Origin of the sequence: Pseudoalteromonas sp. MIP2626 (assembly GCF_013414205.1) — a bacterium.
Lineage (GTDB): Bacteria > Pseudomonadota > Gammaproteobacteria > Enterobacterales > Alteromonadaceae > Pseudoalteromonas > Pseudoalteromonas nigrifaciens.
The window spans coordinates 1-19,263 of sequence record NZ_JAATTW010000004.1 but is presented as its reverse complement, the minus strand read 5'-3'; the positions used below and the strand labels follow the sequence as shown (position 1 = coordinate 19,263).

Annotated in this window: 16 protein-coding genes and 1 pseudogene; 9 read left to right on the top strand and 8 right to left on the bottom strand. The window is 39.4% G+C overall.

The window, feature by feature from the left end:
* Positions 1-9 precede the first annotated feature (9 nt).
* From purB to HC000_RS03875, 3 genes are all read left to right on the top strand, one after another.
* Positions 10-1,380 (top strand): adenylosuccinate lyase, encoded by a 1,371-nt coding sequence (gene purB, locus HC000_RS03885; protein ID WP_011328370.1) that lies wholly within the window; start codon positions 10-12, stop codon positions 1,378-1,380.
* Between the two features lie 89 nt (positions 1,381-1,469).
* Positions 1,470-2,615 carry a cupin domain-containing protein gene (locus HC000_RS03880; RefSeq protein WP_011328371.1) on the top strand — a complete coding sequence of 382 codons (1,146 nt, stop codon included), beginning with the start codon at positions 1,470-1,472 and terminating at the stop codon, positions 2,613-2,615.
* Positions 2,616-2,624: 9 nt separating this feature from the next.
* Entirely contained in the window at positions 2,625-3,092 is a 468-nt protein-coding gene (locus HC000_RS03875; RefSeq protein ID WP_011328372.1) for a GNAT family N-acetyltransferase, read from the top strand.
* A gap of 61 nt (positions 3,093-3,153) precedes the next feature.
* On the opposite strand, the gene HC000_RS03870 is transcribed toward HC000_RS03875, so the two are convergent.
* Both HC000_RS03870 and HC000_RS03865 read right to left on the bottom strand, forming a co-directional pair.
* Positions 3,154-3,600, bottom strand: coding sequence for a DUF4826 family protein (locus HC000_RS03870; RefSeq protein ID WP_011328373.1), 447 nt, complete (start codon positions 3,598-3,600; stop codon positions 3,154-3,156).
* A 125-nt stretch (positions 3,601-3,725) separates the two neighbouring features.
* Positions 3,726-5,144, bottom strand: a complete 1,419-nt coding sequence (locus HC000_RS03865; RefSeq protein WP_086998636.1) for a M28 family metallopeptidase — start codon at positions 5,142-5,144, stop codon at positions 3,726-3,728.
* Positions 5,145-5,344: 200 nt separating this feature from the next.
* On the opposite strand from HC000_RS03865, the gene HC000_RS03860 reads away from it, so the two are divergent.
* Positions 5,345-6,142, top strand: a complete 798-nt coding sequence (locus HC000_RS03860) for a hypothetical protein (RefSeq protein ID WP_179807002.1) — start codon at positions 5,345-5,347, stop codon at positions 6,140-6,142.
* 3 nt (positions 6,143-6,145) lie between these two features.
* Here the strand turns inward: HC000_RS03860 and HC000_RS03855 are convergent, their stop codons facing one another.
* Positions 6,146-6,550, bottom strand: a complete 405-nt coding sequence (locus HC000_RS03855) for a GFA family protein (RefSeq protein WP_086998643.1) — start codon at positions 6,548-6,550, stop codon at positions 6,146-6,148.
* 189 nt (positions 6,551-6,739) lie between these two features.
* On the opposite strand from HC000_RS03855, the gene HC000_RS03850 reads away from it, so the two are divergent.
* Positions 6,740-8,587, top strand: coding sequence for an ABC transporter ATP-binding protein (locus HC000_RS03850; protein ID WP_058373524.1), 1,848 nt, complete (start codon positions 6,740-6,742; stop codon positions 8,585-8,587).
* Positions 8,588-8,669: 82 nt separating this feature from the next.
* Here HC000_RS03850 and HC000_RS03845 read toward each other — a convergent pair whose 3' ends face one another.
* The 4 genes from HC000_RS03845 to HC000_RS03830 form a co-directional block, all read right to left on the bottom strand.
* Entirely contained in the window at positions 8,670-10,046 is a 1,377-nt protein-coding gene (locus HC000_RS03845) for an NAD(P)/FAD-dependent oxidoreductase (protein WP_179807001.1), read from the bottom strand.
* A 352-nt stretch (positions 10,047-10,398) separates the two neighbouring features.
* Entirely contained in the window at positions 10,399-11,793 is a 1,395-nt protein-coding gene (gene nhaD, locus HC000_RS03840) for a sodium:proton antiporter NhaD (protein WP_257025426.1), read from the bottom strand.
* A gap of 408 nt (positions 11,794-12,201) precedes the next feature.
* Positions 12,202-12,621: an MAPEG family protein gene (locus HC000_RS03835; RefSeq protein WP_011328379.1), complete on the bottom strand. Its 420-nt coding sequence runs from the start codon at positions 12,619-12,621 to the stop codon at positions 12,202-12,204.
* A gap of 240 nt (positions 12,622-12,861) precedes the next feature.
* Complete coding sequence (locus HC000_RS03830; protein WP_179807065.1) at positions 12,862-13,944, bottom strand: endonuclease/exonuclease/phosphatase family protein; 1,083 nt, start codon at positions 13,942-13,944, stop codon at positions 12,862-12,864.
* 530 nt (positions 13,945-14,474) lie between these two features.
* Here HC000_RS03830 and HC000_RS03825 point away from each other — a divergent pair.
* Both HC000_RS03825 and HC000_RS03820 read left to right on the top strand, forming a co-directional pair.
* A complete protein-coding gene (locus HC000_RS03825; protein WP_179806999.1) occupies positions 14,475-15,737 on the top strand; it encodes a valine--pyruvate transaminase in 1,263 nt (420 codons plus the stop codon).
* A gap of 301 nt (positions 15,738-16,038) precedes the next feature.
* The gene (locus HC000_RS03820) at positions 16,039-17,238 is read left to right on the top strand and encodes an Nramp family divalent metal transporter (RefSeq protein ID WP_179806998.1); all 1,200 of its coding nucleotides are present in this window, start codon (positions 16,039-16,041) and stop codon (positions 17,236-17,238) included.
* Positions 17,239-17,336: 98 nt separating this feature from the next.
* On the opposite strand, the gene HC000_RS03815 is transcribed toward HC000_RS03820, so the two are convergent.
* Positions 17,337-17,783, bottom strand: coding sequence for a hypothetical protein (locus HC000_RS03815; RefSeq protein WP_179806997.1), 447 nt, complete (start codon positions 17,781-17,783; stop codon positions 17,337-17,339).
* On the opposite strand from HC000_RS03815, the pseudogene HC000_RS03810 reads away from it, so the two are divergent.
* Together HC000_RS03810 and HC000_RS03805 are read left to right on the top strand one after the other, a co-directional pair.
* Positions 17,768-18,559: pseudogene (locus tag HC000_RS03810) on the top strand (PQQ-dependent sugar dehydrogenase); the annotation flags it as partial. The gene HC000_RS03815 and the pseudogene HC000_RS03810 overlap by 16 nt on opposite strands.
* 80 nt (positions 18,560-18,639) lie before the next feature.
* A partial coding sequence (locus tag HC000_RS03805; protein ID WP_179806996.1) for an ISAs1 family transposase occupies positions 18,640-19,263 on the top strand: 624 nt, incomplete at its 3' end.

The window sequence follows — 19,263 nt, the reverse complement described above, 5'->3', positions numbered from 1 at the left end:
GGAGTTATTATGGAGCTTTCAGCGTTAACGGCTATCTCTCCAGTGGATGGTCGCTACGGCAGCAAAACCACTGAACTACGCAGTATTTTCAGCGAATTTGGCCTAATCAAATACCGCGTAACCGTTGAAGTGCGTTGGTTGCAAGCGTTAGCTGCAGCGAGCGATATTAAAGAAGTCCCTGCATTTAGCGAACAAGCTAATGCATTACTAAACGCCATTGTTGATAACTTCAGCGAAGCTGATGCACAGCGCGTTAAAGATATTGAACGCACAACAAATCACGACGTTAAAGCGGTTGAATACCTTCTAAAAGAAAAAGTAGCCGATAACGCAGAACTACATGCAATTAACGAATTTATTCATTTTGCATGTACCTCTGAAGACATTAACAACCTATCTCATGGTTTAATGCTAACTGAAGCACGCAATAATGTATTACTACCATATTGCGATCAGTTACTTAGCGCAATTAAAGAAAAAGCGATTGAGTACAAAACAATCCCTATGATGACACGTACGCACGGACAACCTGCTACACCGTCTACTATGGGTAAAGAGTTTGCTAACGTTTACATGCGCTTAAAACGTCAACGCGACCAAATTGCACAAGTAGAAATGCTAGGTAAAGTTAACGGTGCTGTAGGTAACTACAACGCTCACCTTAGTGCATACCCAGATTACGATTGGCACACACATGCAGACAAATTTGTATCAAGCCTAGGTTTAACTCTAAACCCGTTTACTACACAAATTGAACCGCATGACTACATTGCTGAGCTTTTTGATGCTATTGCCCGTTTTAACACAATACTGCTCGATTTTGATCGTGACATGTGGGGTTACATTGCCCTTAATCACTTTAAGCAAAAAACCATTGCTGGCGAAATTGGCTCATCAACAATGCCACATAAAGTTAACCCTATTGATTTTGAAAACTCAGAAGGTAACTTAGGTTTAGCAAATGCTATTTTTTCTCACCTTGCACAAAAGCTGCCTGTTTCTCGCTGGCAACGTGATCTTACCGACTCAACGGTATTACGTAACTTAGGTGTAGGTATGGGTTATGCACTTATTGCATACCAATCAACACTTAAAGGTGTAAGTAAGCTTGAAGTAAACGAGCAACGTTTATTAGAAGAGCTTGATCAAAACTGGGAACTGCTAGCAGAGCCAATTCAAACAGTTATGCGTAAGTACGGTATCGAAAAGCCATACGAAAAGCTTAAAGACTTAACCCGTGGCAAACGTGTAAACCAAGAAATAATGGCAGACTTCATCGATGGTTTAGACCTTCCTGAACACGCTAAAGTAGAAATGAAAAAACTAACACCTGCTAATTATATTGGCCGCGCTGTTGAGTTTATTGATGATTTAGTTTAATAACTAAACTAAAATCAATGAAAAAGCGAAAGGTCTCCTTTCGCTTTTTTTGTTTTAATACCACTTGCACTAATTTGTAGGGCCACTGTATGTATCAATTAAAAATAAATGACTTATCAGAGCAAGAGTTTTTAACTCAGTTCTGGCAAAAAAAACCACTCTTAATTAAACAAGGTTTTAGTAATTTTCAGGACCCGCTTGATGCGAATGAACTTGCAGGCCTTGCAATGGAAGACAGCATAGAGTCGCGTATTGTTACTAATCATAATAATGAATGGCAATCGCACCAAGGGCCGTTTGAAGACTTTGAACAGCTTACAGAGCAACACTCTACTTTATTAGTACAAGCGGTTGATCATTGGCATAACGATGCAGCACAGCTGCTAGAGCCGTTTCGATTCATCCCAAACTGGCGCATAGATGATTTAATGATCAGCTATTCAACGCCTGGCGGTGGTGTTGGCCCGCATTTAGATCAATACGATGTATTTATTATTCAAGGTGAAGGCAAACGCCATTGGCGAGTAGGCCTACCAGATCCTAGCCTTAAACAATTCACCCAAAATAAAACATTATTGCAAGTAGAAGCGTTTACTGCGGTTATTGATTGTATTTTAGAACCCGGCGATATTTTATATATTCCACCAGGTTGCCCGCACGAAGGTTATGCCGTAGAAAACGCCCTTAATTATTCGGTGGGTTTTAGAGCGCCAAATCAACAAGATTTACTCTCTAGCTTTGCCGATCATATTATTGATACCGAAAGCGGACAAAAGCGTTACACCGACCACAACCTTACATTAAGAGAGTCTAAGGGCGAGCTGAGCGATACTGAGGTTGATAAAGTAAAAGTGCTAATGCAGGCATTACTAAACGACCACACCTTATTTAAACAATGGCTTGGCACAACTTTAAGCCAACCAAAGCACGATATGGACTTAATGCCTGTTGAGCAACCGTTTAATGCGGCGCAAATAGCCGATGCAATAAACAGTGACGACATAAGCTTTGAACGCCTAGGTGGAACGCGTGCTATATATCAGCAAACAGCTGATGAATTATTAGTAAGTGTTAACGGAGAAAACTACTCTGTACCAAATAGTGACTTGAATGCTGTTAAGTTACTTACTGATTTTACAGGTTTTAATGCGCAACAGCTAAAAAACACGGCCCCAAGCCTAGTTTTTATTGAAATATTCACTACACTAATTAATGAGGGTATTTGGTTCAATTAGAGGTGTATTATGGACTACCGGGTAGAACAGGTCGATTGGCACAGCCAAAAAGCGCTACTGCAGCAAATAAGAGAGCGTGTATTTGTTTATGAGTTACATATTCCTAAACATATTGAATTTGACAACCTAGACCCACTTGCCCAACATATTCTTGTCACCTGTATTACCAACGACACACAGTCTCCTGTAGCCACAGGCAGGCTGTGTAGCGATGGCCTTATAGGCCGTATAGCTGTATTACCCGCCCACCGCAATCGCAATGTTTACAAATCCCTACTTAACTTTATTGTTGCACTTGCTGCAGAGCAAAATATTGAAGTACTGAGTATTAACTGCATTTTAGAAGAAGTTGAATTATTTAAACAAAATGGCTTTAGCCAACAAGGCAATGTATTCATGGAGGCTGGCATTGCAAAGCTACGAATGCAATGCCCTGTTACCAGCTTTGAAACTCGTCCATTTACGTTAACGCATTAAAAAGCGAGCTACAATAAATAAAGTAGCTCGCTTTTTAATTTGTTATACAAACATATTAAACTTATTTAGGCTCGTTAGCCCACAGTTGTTCATTTTCGTGCATTTCGTATAAACCATGGGCACGATTGATCAGTAAATTGGCAAAATCAACCTTGGTTTTATCACTCGCCCCTGTTTGCATTATTTGATCAGCTTTTAACTGCCATTGCAGTGAAAAATAACGTATTGCATCGCGAGCATCTTTTGCAGCACTCACTTCAGCATGATCAGTTGGTAAACGACCGGTAATTACCCAATAGTTTTTACCATTTTGCGCCTTAAATTTCCATAGAGCACAAAATGGGGCTAAAAAACGACTGTCTTTTTCAATCAACGTTTTAGGCATAATGCCTTTTTCAGCTAAATGCTTTTGTGCGTTTTGAAAGCATTCACGCTGCCATAATATATTTTGCTGCTCTACTTGAGCTTGTTCTTGTGCTGTTAACGGTTTTTTTTCTTGTTGTGTCATTATTAATAACCTTTTACTTCTTTTTTAACACTTTAAGGGCTTAACAAATAAGGTGCAAGTACAAAAATAGTATTTTTTAGCCTCAAACCCGCTGTTTGCCTGGTTTTTAGCCAAATTTATAAGCTTTACTTAACTATTTTAATATTATGATCGAATGAGCCCACATCCCCCGGAAATACCACCGGCGACTCAATCCCTTCTTTATTAATGGCTGCAACACCAAAATAGTAATTATCAATTACTACATTGTTAAGTGTAGCTTGAGTAACCTTACCCACGGTTTTACTAAACTGCCATTGTGGCTCGCTGGTATAACGCCAATAAATACGATAACCGGTTATATTATTGTCTTTAGATGCCTGCCACGACAAACGCGTATTAGCCGTTACCGCACCCGCGATTTTCACGTCTTTAGGAGGGGCTGGTGCCCACGCCATCGACGCTAAACTTACAGCATTAAGTGCGGTTAATTTGGCCGCATAGTCAAAATCAACGCCTTTGATCGTATCGCCATATTCAATGCCGTTTTCAATGCGTAAGTCTTGATGCTGGCGATCGTAATGCTCGTTTGTTTCCATAATGCGCACTGCAGCAAAGCCCGCGTCATTAAAAGGTCTATGGTGCCCACCTCTACCAAATCGGTCTAACCGATAAACTAACATAGTATTTAAATTAGCAATGTATCTGTCGGCAATGGTATCTATGTAACGCGCCAAGTTACGACTAGCTGAGTCAACCTCGCCCCCCGTAAAGCGCCGCGTTCGTGCTTGCTCTTTAGTTTCTATTACGCGCGTACCTTCAGAAAATATCCGCGCTGTGGTGTTATCGGTTACGCCATTAACCCCGGTAATATTGCCTATCATGTCGTTGTTTAGTACTGCGTGTACTTGCCAGTCGTGTTTTTGCGCATAAGCGGTTAAAATTTTACCACCAAATAAACCCTGCTCCTCGCCCGACAGCGCCGCGTACACCACAGAGCCATTAAATTTATGTTTACTCAATACACGCGCCGCCTCTATTACGCCCGCCACACCAGAGGCGTTATCGTTAGCCCCCGGCGAGTCGCTAGTAAAATCCATCACATCGCTTACGCGTGAGTCTATATCGCCCGACATTATTACCATACGGTTAGGCTCGCTTATACCGCGCTGAATAGCGACAATATTAACCACTTCGGTTGCATCAGGAATTCGTTTTTCGCCCGATATAGTGTCTTTTACTTCAATAATCTCTAGGCATCCGCCGCATTGTGCTGATATTTTTTCGAACTCTTGTTTTATCCAGCGCCTTGCTGCACCAATGCCACGGGTTTCCGATTTAGTGTCTGATAATGTATGGCGCGTACCAAAATCCACCAGCGTTTGAATATCGCCACCAATACGCTGCGCTGAAATATCACCGGCTATAGCATGCAATTTTTGTTGATCAGTGTATTTAATCTCGCCCGCTGCCAATGCTTGCGAAGTTAAACCCACAAAACAAGCAGCTGTAAGGGTACTCACGCTAAGTAATTTTGTTGTTATTTTAAAAGGTGTTTTAAGCATCTAATGGCTCCTTATTTTTATTATAATCACCATTACGTAAGTAAGCTTAGTGCGCAATACTTTTGCGGTAGGCACCACAAAAAAGTAAGTTAAAGCACAGATTAAAAGTTTAATTAAGCCAAATAATCTGCAACTAGAATGTTTAGTAATATAGTTATTTTATTTATGCCACACTAGGGTTTTTATTTATTAAAAACTTTATGCGCCAATTAAAAAACGATACCAAGCTCAGTAATCAAATCTATCATGCCGACAGTAAGTTTGGTCCGGTACGCGTTTATCAAAATGAAGATTATAGATGGCTCACTTTTAATAACGATCCGCCGCTAGGCTCTACCCTTCAAGGAGTAATGAGCAAAGCCCGGCCTGAACTATTATGTGTACCAATATATCAAAGCATGTTGTTATTTTTATTAGCCCCGGTTAGTGAGCTACGTATTTTAAATTTGGGCTTAGGCACTGCAGCAATAGAGCGCGCACTTAAACACATTGAATCTAGCCGCCGTAATTTAATTGATACGTTTGAAAGTGTAGAAATAAACCCTGATGTTATAAGTATCGCTAAGCAATTTTTTAAATTACCCAGTGATCATACTGTGCACTTGCAATGTGCTCAGCAATTTATTAGTCAATGCACTCAACAATACGACCTAATTTACATAGATATATTTAGTGGCGAGCACCACCAAACGTTTATTCAAAGCGAGTCGTTTTGGCACGCCATTAACCACTGCATTAATAAAAGCGGCCAGGCAATCATTAACCTAAATCCTAAAACAGGGCAAGAATTACAAACTACTTTAGTACTGTTACGCCATTACTTTAACTGTATTGCACTTATAGAGTTTAACGAGTACAAAAACATTGTTCTTATACTAAGTAACCTTTCGTTAAAGCATATAACGGTAGAGGCAATACAAGCCTCAACAGTAATGCAAAGCATAGCGCCAAACTTGCATAGCAATATAAATACTATTTACCATATAGCAGCAGTATAAAAATTAACGACCAGGCTCAAATGTATCGTAACAAGGTAGGCTCGTTTCTAGCAGTTCCCAATTAGCCCTAGAAGTCACAAAATTATGTGATAATGGCTTTTCTGTAATTGTTGAATCTATAAGGCCTAAGCGAATTCTGTACCGAGATTTATCATCCGCATTAGCACTATAAATAGGTGAACCACAACACTTACAGAAATAACGTGTGCGCCCTGCTTTAAAAGAATACTTACTTAGTAAATCATTGCCTGTTGAAATTGAAAATTCATGCACATTTATAAACCCGTTAGTTGCAAAAGCGGTTCCGCTATTTTTTCTGCAAAGTGAACAATGGCAATGGATAATACTCGTAATAGCACCCGTTATTTTTACTGTAACCTCACCACATAAACATGAACCTGTGTACATACAACTTCCTTATAATTAAATTATTATTTTTTAACCTAATGAATGACTAAAAACAATCTTAGTATTGTTTTAATGCTTACTAATATTAATTATACCTTAGAGTATGAGTAATTAAGCCTCTACTAAGCTGCATTTAAAAACACAAAAATGCTATGATAGCTGCAATTACTTGCCATTTAAGCTATTAAAATGTATCGACTATTTGAGCGCATTACTAAGCCGTTCCCACAAGATAAACCAACGCAGCCACCTAACACGCTGCTTGCGTTTTGTCTTCATTACACCAAAGGCATGGGGCTGTCGCTAGCACTACTCTCGTTAAGTGCCGCCTTGCTCGCTATTTTAGAAGTATCGCTATTTAGCTATATGGGGCAACTAGTTGATTGGCTGGCAATTTATACACCACAAACACTCTTTGTAGAGCAGCAGTCCGAGCTGACAAAAATGGCCCTTATGCTCCTTGTGGTGCTGCCTGTAGTGGTGTTTTTTCATTCTGCAATTTTGCACCAGGCATTACTGGGCAATTACCCCATGTCGATTCGCTGGTTAGCACATAGATATTTATTGCGCCAAAGTGTTAGTTTTTATCAAAATGAATTTGCCGGACGCATCGCCACCAAGGTATTACAAACCTCTCTGGCTGTGCGCGAAGCTGTAACAAAACTACTCGACGTATTAATGTACATAATCGTTTATTTTGGCTCTATGTTGTTTTTAGTAGCCGAGGCCGATTGGCGCTTAATGTTACCCTTACTTGTTTGGCTTGTTTTGTATATTTGCATTCAACTTTACTTTGTACCGCGTCTTAAAAAAGTGGCTACCTCACAAGCCGATGCCCGCTCAGAAATGACCGGCCGCATTGTCGACAGCTACACTAATATTGCTACCATTAAACTATTTTCGTACACCCAACGCGAAGAAGAATACGCAAAACAAAGTATGGATGTTTTTTTACAGCCGGTGTACAAGCAAATGCGTTTAGTTACCAGCCTCAACTTTGTTATTCAAACTTTAAATTACTTATTAGTGTTTTCGGTCACTGCGGTATCACTTTACTTGTGGTCGCTAAGTGCCATTAGCGCAGGAGCAATTGCCGTTGCGGTAAGTTTAGCCCTTAGATTAAACGGCATGGCGCAGTGGATCATGTGGGAAATAAGCAGCTTATTTGAAAATATTGGCACCGTAGCCGATGGCATGCAAACCCTCTCTAACCCAATTGCAGTAGCCGATAAACCCAATGCCAGCACTCTTAACGTTAGCCAAGGTGCAATTGAATTTAACAATGTGCACTTTAACTACGGCAAAGCAGCAAGTGAAACGCTGCGTGGCCCAGTTATTAACGGTTTAAACTTAAATATTAAAGCCGGTGAAAAAATTGGCTTAGTGGGTCGCTCTGGCGCGGGTAAATCAACGCTAGTTAATTTACTACTACGCTTTTACGACACCGACTCTGGCAGTATAAAAATTGACGGCCAAAACATTACCGATGTGAGCCAAGAAAGCTTACGCCGTTACATTGCCATGGTAACTCAAGACACTTCCCTGCTGCACCGCTCAGTAAAAGACAACATTTTATACGGCAGACCAGATGCCACTGAAGCCGAAATGATCGATGCCACCAAGCAAGCTAAAGCGCTAGAGTTTGTAACCGACTTAGTTGATAGCAAAGGTAATAAAGGCTTTGACGCGCAAGTAGGCGAACGTGGCGTTACCTTATCGGGTGGGCAGCGCCAACGTATTGCTATTGCGCGCGTACTGCTTAAAAACGCCCCTATTCTCATACTCGACGAAGCCACCAGCGCGCTTGATTCAGAAGTAGAAGCCGCTATTCAAGCAAGTCTTGATGATTTAATGACAGATAAAACAGTAATTGCTATTGCTCACAGGCTATCAACCATAGCGCAAATGGACAGGCTTATCGTACTTGATAACGGCGGTGTTGTTGAGCAAGGCACACATGATGAGTTAATAGCTAAGAATGGGATTTACGCTGCACTTTGGGCACATCAAACAGGTGGGTTTATTGGCGTTGAATAGTTTTTTTAAGTATTAACAACAAACTTAAAATATTAAACCATAACGAAAAATGCGTTATGGTTTAATATTGTTTTATTACGTGCTAGCTCGCTTTACTTTTTTCTATGGTGTGAGTAGCCGATAATTCTAAAAAGTATTCTAATGAATCATCAAGTACATCTAACCACGGCACAGGAAGCTCAGGTGCCAAGGTATTTGTTAAAGTAGAGCGATACGCTTTTTCTCTAAAACACATAATGTCTTGTTGTTTATCTTTTTGCCATTCTTTGAGAATATCTGCCTGTTTTTCAACTGCAAATTCAGGGTAATCTGTGGCATTAGTTAAATCACGAATATACGCTGCTTGATAATCAATAGAGCCTTCAACATTCGTTACTTCATCGTACTTAGCTAACCAATTTTTTTCATCTTCTTGTCGTGCTGCTAATGCTGGTATTTTTATTTTGTCTAAAATTTCGTCGCGTACATACCATGCTTGCGCATCAAACATATTAAAAGTGAAGTACTGATCTTGCATGCCTAAATAAACTAACTTAGGGTTTGGCTGCCAAAAAACACCCTTATACAAGTTTGCCGGATACAAACAGTTATGTGTTTGTAAACGTAGTTCGTCAGGTAAAAATGGAAAATGAAATAAATACCCAGTACACATAATCACAGCATCAAAGCGCTTACTAGTGCCATCTATAAAATGAGCAACGTCCCCTTCAAAGTGGGTCACAAGTGGCATTTCTGCAATGCCGTCTGGCCAATTATAGCCAAGTGCTTTAGTACGGTAGCTTATAGTTACCGATTTAGCGCCATACTTATAACACTGCGTACCTATATCTTCGGCAGAATAGCTACTGCCTATAAGTAAAACTTCTGAATCTTTAAATTCTAGTGCGTCTCTAAAGTCATGAGCATGTAATACTCGACCAGAATACTCTTCTAGCCCTTCAAAATAAGGCATGTTTGGAGTAGAGAAATGACCTGTAGCAACAATAACATAATCAAACTCATTCACTTCCTGCTCGCCGGTTTTATGGTTCATAACCGTTACAGTAAACATTTGTGTTTCGTCGTCAAATGTAACCCAACGAACCGGGCACTCAAAGCGAATGTATTTACGAATATCTTGCTTGTTAATACGCCCCATTATGTAGTCTTTAAGCACTTCACGAGGGGGATACGAAGGAATAGGTCTACCAAAATGTTCTTCAAAAGAATAATCAGCAAATTCTAAGCATTCTTTTGGTCCGTTAGACCAAAGATAACGATACATACTGCCATGTACCGGCTCACCATTTCTGTCTAGCCCAGTGCGCCATGTATAGTTCCACATGCCACCAATATCATTTTGTTTTTCGTAACAAACAACTTCCGGTAAATTCTCAATACCGGCTAAACGAGCTGCTTCAAATGCACGTAATTGTGCCAAACCGCTTGGACCTGCGCCCAAAATAGCAATTTTTTTCATTATAAAAGTCGACTCCTAATAGCTAATACGAGCCTTACTATAACATTTTTTCATGCAAATTATTTGCCACAATAAAAATAAATCCTTTTTTATAACATTTACCTTTAAAAAAACATAAAATAAATCAATATTTTATTAACTAGCCGTCTATTATCACCGTAACTTATTTGGCTTAAAAAATTTAATCAGTAAGCACTCAGCCATTAGTTTATAACGGCTTAAATTTAAGTAATAAAAAAAGCGAAGATGCTGTTTATGCTCCTTCGCTTTTACTACCATTTAATACTTAAATTAAAGCTTTATAGTATTGTTACTGTGATAAAAAATAGCTTATAGGCGTTTGCTGGTATCTTTAAAATAATGATGCGTTAAGCCATAAGTGCAGTATTATGCTGGCCCCGTAACCTAACGCAATCACAGGCGTCCACTTTAGGTGACCAAAAAAAGTATAGTAGCCGCGTGCTTGCCCCATTAATGCCACTCCCGCAGCCGAGCCAATCGAGAGTAAACTACCGCCTACCCCCGCAGTTAAAGTGATCAGCAACCATTGCCCATGCGACATTTCAGGATCCATAGATAACACCGCAAACATAACCGGTATATTATCGATCACTGCAGAAATCACCCCAAGAAAAACATTTGCCGTTGTAGTAGACCAATTGCCGTATAGCATCTCAGACATAAAGTTTAAATAACCTAAAAACCCTAAGCCACCCACGCACATAACAATACCGTAAAAAAATAATAACGTGTCCCACTCTGCCCGTTGCACTCTACTAAATACGTCAAATGGTACAACACTGCCTAGTTTAGCTAATCGTTCTTGATCGCCCAACTGCTCTGCATGGGCTCTTTTACGAGCCAGTGATCCTGGTAAAGTCATTCTTAAAAAATAACCAAAAAACTGTAAATAGCCTAGCCCCATCATCATACCTAATACTGGTGGCAGGTTTAAAAAGCTATGGCAAGCAACGGCAGTGGCTATGGTAAGTAAAAACAACACTAATATTCGCACTGCGCCGCGTTTTAGCTCAACCGCTTCGTATTGTGCGGTTGGGTGCTTATCGGCAACATAAAAGCTCATAATGGCTGCGGGCACTAAGTAATTAACTAAAGCAGGTAAAAACAGCACTAAAAACTCGTTAAAATGCACCAATCCAGCTTGCCACACCATTAGCGTGGTTATGTCGCCAAAGGGGCTAAATGCGCCGCCTGCATTAGCCGCAATAACAATATTAATACAGCTGATGTTTATAAATGGCTTATCACCTTCGGCAACTTTCATTACCACTGCACACATTAATAACGCGGTGGTAAGGTTGTCGGCAATCGGGGAGATAAAAAATGCTAAAAAACCGGTTATCCAAAATAAATTTTTATAGTTAAAGCCTTTACGGATCATCCAAGCGCGCAATGCATCAAATACTCCTCTTTCTTCTAGCGCATTTATGTAGGTCATAGCGACTAGTAAAAAGAGCATAAGCTCGGCAAACTCAAGTAAATTATGCCTAAATGCAGTTTCGGTAAGTTCAGTAATATCATGGCTAACGTAGTAGGCACCTATTAATATCCAAATTAATCCTGCTGCAACCAATACTGGTTTCGACTTTCTTAAATGTAGCTTTTCCTCGAGCATAACCACGGTATAAGCAATTAAAAATATACCAATACACAACCAACCAATACTCGATGATGTTAAATCTAACTGCCCTTGCGCAGCCCAAACTGGCGAGCAAAAAAACAACATAGCAATACATACTATGTTGAACCCCCGTAACAAACTCTTCATTTTACATTTCCTGTTTTAATTACATAAATCAGCTAGCTTTAATTACAATAAAGCAATTTATCTGCTTTATTGATACGCATTTTGGTGAGTATTTATTGGTTATTATTTTTTCACCACAATAAAATAGCACAGCATTACCAAGTGGCTATTGTACTGAGGTCTATATATGCATAGATGGTTGCTATATTGTAAATAGGGTGTGTGAATGGTGGTTATGCAAGCTTTAATATTTACAGGTTAATTATTTAAAATTCAATTGGTTATATTGTTTTTATTTGGTGCTGCGAAGTAGTTAACAAAAAAAAGCGAAGTTGCTATATAAGCAACTTCGCTCTTGATTAATTGTTGTTTGTTATTTAATTTGTATTAGGCAATTAACCTTAAACCTACCATTACTAGCATCACAACATTGGCAAGTACCCCAATTAAAAAGAAGTAGCTACGCGGGCTAGGATTTTTATTAGTAGCAATTGCGTAGTACAGCACCATATGAATTAATCGCGCAATAACGTATATCCATACACATAGTGCAAATATTGGGCTTTGATAATTTATTACAAAAGCAAACAACACTGTTCCTATAAATAACGCACTATTTTCAAGGGTATTGTGAAAAGTACGGTGTGCTCTAAATATAAAACTATCGTGAGATAAGTCGTCACTTATTTTACCCGGCACTGCATTAGGCTGTTTTGCTTTGCTAAAAGTTGCTACCGCCCACTGTACAAGCAACATAATTAAATACAGGTAAAACGCCAAATACGCCGAAAGTGCAATATTAGTCATAGTTAATTTCCTTGTTTTTATTAAAGATTATCAATTTTTAGATGTTTAACATTAATAACAGGCAAGTTTTAGGCCGAGTTTAATTATTTGATAGTTATACAAATAATTAAAGCTATCGTTTAAACTCAGTAATTTATTCCGACGTTTTTACATAAAAGCACTTAATACTTAAATTAAAAACCGTAAAAGTATTATTGCTAAACAAATATTCTTAGCAATATTAATCATTAAAATTATAGCCTACGACCTCAAAGTTAAAGTAACTATAACCACCCCATGGTCGGTACTTAAATCGTCTCGCTCAAATACTGGGTTAATTAAATGCCGATCGTAAGTGTTATAGTCACTTACTTCAAAAAAGCTATCATGGTAGCTGGCATCAAATTCACTAGACAATAAAATATAGTCAAGCACTGAACTGCTCGCGCCATAATAATGGGTTGGCGTGCGTGGAGTTGCTGGCTTAGCCACATTATTTGTATCACCTTGCTCAATTACAACACTCACTATATCGCCATCAACACGCAAGTCGTCTGTTGGTGCTTGTGGCTCAGCACTTGCCAATTGCGACTTTGTAAATAAGTCCCATGCATCATTTAAACAATATTTAGCAAGGTAAGTTTTAGCGTCAAAAGCAGAGGCAAAACGCAGTGTATTAGTAAGCATGTGGCTTAACACACCATCAGCTATGCTGTTATTAAAGTCGCCCATTAAAATCATAGGCTGCTGCGTAGCTTCGCGGCGCGCAATCATTTGTATCATTAATAATGTAGCTTCGCTGCCGCGCTGAATAGTTGATCCCCAGCCACCCGCTACATTCGCTTTTAAAATCTCAATTATGTTCTTTTCGGGCGAAAGTGCTTTATTGTGCTCATCAACCTCAATCATTGGGCGTTTAGACTTAAAATGCACCACATAACAATCGGTATTACCTATGTGCGGCAAAGTTACTGTGGCTCTTAATACCTTGCGGCTAAATGTAAAATCAGCACTAAGCCCAAGGGTAGCTACAAGTTCATTATCGTGCTGCACCGCAGCCACTTCAACAATAGGATATTTTGCGGCAATTGCCACTACGGGGCGTTTATAAATAAAGTCGTCAATCACCTCGGGCGTATCTACCACTGCAAAGTGCTCATAACCTTGCCCACGTACTAATTCTTGTAACGACTCAATACTAAACACTTCCTGAAAACCAATCACATCAGGTGCGTGCTCTGTTAAATAATCAATAACCCACTGCTGCTTTTTAGCCCACTGTTGCGCGGTATAAATTTTCTCAAACTCATAGTATGCATTGGGTGGCTCAAGGTAATTAAACAAGTTAAATGTGGCTATTTTTAGTTGAGTGTTTTTTATCAAAAGAGGTTCCACTGCTGTACATTTTAAAATAACAAACATCGCTGAGTTATTAGCCCTAATGCTTGCTTAAATGAATACGTAAAAGTATGTAATAGCAGTATACCCTATTGCTTATCGTTTTTAAGGCTTTAGGGGGGTGTTCAAAACCTGTGCTATTTAAGTAAACTTGTAAAAATAAGATCATACATGGCAAATCAATTCAATTTCATACATCAAACAATAGCATTACAAATTTAGCTGCTTACGTATTCGTACGCTTTGTTTTTACCCTTGAGTATCGCTACGCGCTATTAAAACCAAAAACCCCCTCATTTTTTACAAATATCTCCAAAAAGCACAGTGCCTATTTTATTACTGCTTTATTATGCTTATATGCAATGAGGTTGCAGTAACAACCTTTAAAACTACGCATTGAATAATTCTCAACTTACTATTTTAGCCCTTTATTTAGGCTATACTGCCCTTTCCATTACCTACAAACGCTATGTATTATGAACTACTCAAACTTTGGCACTAAATTTACACAACCCAACGGCATTACTCAGTTAATGGAAGACTTAGGCAGTGCTAAAAGCAGTAACAATCCTAATATTGTTATGCTTGGTGGCGGTAACCCTGCATTAGTACCACAAGTAAATGAGGTTTTTTTAAGTGAGTTACAAAAGCTCGTTGCCAGTAATAAAGTATCGCAAGTATTTGGCCTTTACGACGGCCCAACCGGTAACGACGAGTTTAGAGCTGCATTAGCAAGCCAACTAAGTAAAGAATATGCATGGGATATAAGCGCCAATAACGTAGCACTTGGTAATGGCTGCCAAGCTAACTTTTTTGTGCTGTTTAATATGTTTGCAGGCGAAATGCCTGATGGCAGCCATAAAAAGATTTTATTTCCCCTCGCGCCAGAATACGTAGGTTATGCCGACCAAGGTTTATCGGACGATATGTTTGTTGCCATAAAGCCCGATATCGAAATTTTAAATACCGGTAGCACATCTAAACAATTTAAATACGTTATTGATTTTAAAGCGGTTGAAAAAATATTAGCAAACGACAGCAGTATCAGTGCGCTGTGCGTATCGCGCCCTACCAATCCAACCGGTAATGTAATAACCGACGAAGAAGTAAAACACCTTGATTTACTCGCTAAGCAATACAACATTCCACTCATTATAGATAACGCATATGGCGATCCATTCCCGGGCTGTATTTACACCGACGCAAACCTAACCTGGAACTCAAACATAATTTTATGTATGTCGCTTTCAAAGCTTGGCTTACCGGGTTTACGCAGCGGTATTGTGGTTGCAAACAATGAAATTATTAAAGCAATTGGCCGCGTAAATGGCAGCATGGTTTTATCGCCAAATAGTATAGGCCCAAGCTTAGTTACCCGTTTAATTAACGACGACGAACTACTGCCGCTGTGTCGTAATGTTGTGTTGCCTTTTTATCGTAATAAAGCACAAGTAGCGATTGAACTGTTTGATGAAATATTTGCCGATATGAGTGTTTACTTGCATAAAGTTGAAGGCGCATTTTTTATGTGGCTGTGGTTTAAAGATGCAAAAATAACAAGCGAAACACTATACCAAAAGCTTAAAGAGCAAGATGTGTATGTAATTCCTGGACACAACTTTTTTATTGGCATTGACGATAGCTGGGCGCACAAGCACGAGTGTATTCGCATTAACTATGCAACCGATGAAGCAACACTACGCAAAGGTTTACAAACCATAAAGTATTTAATGGCGTAAATTAATGCTTATGCTATCTACGCTTTGGCTATAACGTAACATCCACTATAACGGCACGCTATTGAGCAAGTGTTGCCTTTATCCCTTATTTACCTCTGTAATACTGTACTCTTTTTGTGCAAACGCGCGCTATACTCTTTAAATTTATATATAAACTGTTATTCTACGCGACCTTTTTTACACGCTATTTACTAGCGGGTAGCATAAAAGGTAGTTCAGGCTGCAAACGCTTACTAAGTGGCAGTAATAAAACGCGCGCCCATACAGGTGCACACTTTAAACACCAACATACAGGTAAATTATGCGATTAGGACCAGGACTACTAGTCACCGCAGCCTTTATAGGACCAGGCACCATAACGACTGCTAGCGTAGCAGGTGCAAACTTTGGCTTTGCACTTATCTGGACATTACTTTTTTCAGTAATAGCCACTATATTATTACAATCTATGGCTGCTCGCCTTGGCGTAGCAACAGGCAAAGATCTTGCTCAAGCACTGCGCGCGCATATTCATACCCCAGTGCTTAAAATTCTCGCTAGCTTTTTGGTAATAAGCGCCATTGGCGTGGGCAGCGCCGCCTATGAAGCGGGTAACCTTAGTGGCGCTAGCATGGGTTTAATAAAGATATTTCCGACAATAAATGCGCAAATATGGACGCCGCTCATTGCTTTTATTAGCGCATTGTTACTGTACAGCGGAAAACATAAAGTGGTAGAAAACGCGCTCATTTTATTAGTGATTTTAATGAGCCTAGTGTTTATTTCTACTTTAGTTATGGCTGCTCCGCCTATAAGCCAAGTACTAGCGGGTTTTATTCCTACTATGCCTGAGGGCTCTGTTACCACTGTACTTGCACTGATTGGCACCACCATAGTACCTTATAATTTATTTTTGCATTCAGGAGTGCTCGCAGCAAAATACAACAATAATAGCGATAAACGTAAAATAATTAAGCAAACAAATATCGATACCAGCTTATCAATCACTTTAGGTGGAGTGATCACTTTGGCTATTTTATCTACCGCCTCGGTGGCTTTTTATGGTACCGACGCAGGTAAAGTTAGCGCAGCAAATATGGCAGTACAGCTTGAGCCATTATTAGGTGGCGCTGCCCATTACTTTTTTGCTATTGGTTTATTTGCTGCAGGTTTAACTAGTGCAATTACTGCTCCTTTAGCGGGAGCCTATGCAGTTTGCGGAATGCTTGGTTGGTCTAACAAAATGCAAAGTAGCCGTTTCAAATCGGTAGCATTAGTTATCTTATTGTTTGGCGCAGCTGTTGCCTCTTTGGGGTTAGATCCGGTTGCCGTGATCATTTTTGCCCAAGCTGCTAATGGCTTATTACTGCCTATTATTACTGTTTATTTACTCTGGTTGGTAAATCAAAAAGCGGTGATGGGCAATTACACCAATTCTGTGTTATTAAACCTTATCACTGTGCCTATATTACTGCTTATATTTGGCTTAAGCAGCTACAAGCTGATTAGTTTGATTTTTTAATTAAACTAAAAACATCTAATTAAAAGCCACTGTTCACTACAAACAGTGGCTTTTTACTTATTCATTATAATAAAAACCTTTCCTGTATCCTGCAGTAATTAAAAACAAATAATATTTGTTTTTGTTAAGCGTGAAAACACATAGCCCCCAGCTGCACCAGCAAGCAATTGAGTATAAAACCCCCAACCTCTTGCACCCGCTATAATATGTATATTCATAATCGACTCAATGGCAATTAACACAATAGCAAACGCCACAATGCCAGCAATAACAAATAGCTGAGTACGGTATTTTTTAACCTTTTTATTAAGCTGCACCGTAACTAAAAAAGCGATGGCAAGTGCAATGGCAATAATAGCGCCGTAGGTAGGTAATAAGCCCAACCAATCATCCAGTGTTAAACTAACGCGGTCGCTAAAGCCCACTACAACACCTACATTAACTAATTGATTGACAACGTATTGGCTATGAAACAAGCTAGCAAGTGTGAATGTAAATAACCAAGAAACTAAAAATGAGGGCAATATACGTGTTAAAAATGACATGGTTATCTCAACTTAAAATAAAGTTTTTTTCTTATATAAGCCATGCTAGCAAAGGCTTACCCCGTAAACAATGTATCTCTTTTTTTACTCTGCTTTCGCTTTTTGCGTTTTCTGTAAATGCAGGCGCTGCGTTACCAAAAAAGCAATACAGTACAAAAACCCTTGCTACACAATTACAGTCTCCGTGGAGCATGGTTGAACTAGCAAACGGTACATGGTTAATTACAGAGCGCGATGGCCACGTAGTTATAATTAAAAATAATGAGCAATCAAGAGTAAAACTAAACCTAGAGGGCTTATACCTTGCAGGCCAAGGTGGCTTGCTCGATATAGTGTTATCGCCAGATTATAGCAACTCCAAAGAAATTATTTTTACCTACGCCCAAGGCGATGCCAACGCAAACAGGCTTGTTGTTGCCAAAGCCACCTTTAATGGTACTCGTTTTTCAAAGCCGCAAATTATTTATAAAGTAGCTACCAATAAAAACACACCACAACATTACGCTGGGCGCGCCCTTGTACTACCCGACAATACGTTATTAGTTTCAACGGGCGATGGCTTTGACTTTAGAGAACAAGCACAAGTTATTACCAGCCAGCTTGGTAAAATATTACGTATAAACTTAAACGGCAGTATTCCAACAGATAACCCATTTATTAACCATACAAACCCAAATGCCCATGCTGTTTACTCACTTGGCCACCGTAACCCTCAGGGCCTTGTATATGATTACGATACACAGCAAATTATTAGCCACGAACACGGCCCCGCAGGCACGGCAAGATCATTATAAATTGAACTTATAGAGCAAGTAGTGATCAGATCAAGGCATAATAATTACTTGGTCGCATAAATATGAGCACTACTTTTCTGAAACATTTTAATTCAATTACAGATCCTCGCATTGAACGTTGTAAAAAGCATGAACTTATCGATATTCTTCTCCTTGCTATTAGCGCTGTGCTCTCTGGTGCAGAAGGATGGGAAGATATTGAAGACTTTGGGCACCTAAAACTTGATTGGTTAAAAAAATACGGCACGTTCAACGCAGGAATTCCAAAACATGACACGATTGCGCGCGTCATGTGTCGGTTAAAAGCAAATGAAATAGAAAGGGCATTTCAATCTTGGATATCATCACTGATTGAAACCACAGGTGCAGATATCATCGCTATTGATGGCAAAACCGCACGGCGTTCATTTACCACAAAAGACAGAAAAAGTGCCTTACACACGGTCAGTGCATGGAGTTGCCAACACCAGTTAGTGCTTGGACAGACGGCTGTTGATAATAAAACAAATGAAATCACCGCAATACCAGAATTACTCACCCTGCTCGATATTGAAAACAGTATCATTACGTTAGATGCGATGGGATGCCAACAAGAAATAGCAAAACAAATCATCCAACAAAAAGCAGATTATATTCTTGCACTTAAAGGAAATCATTCAGGCATGCAAAAGGAACTAGAAGCGTGG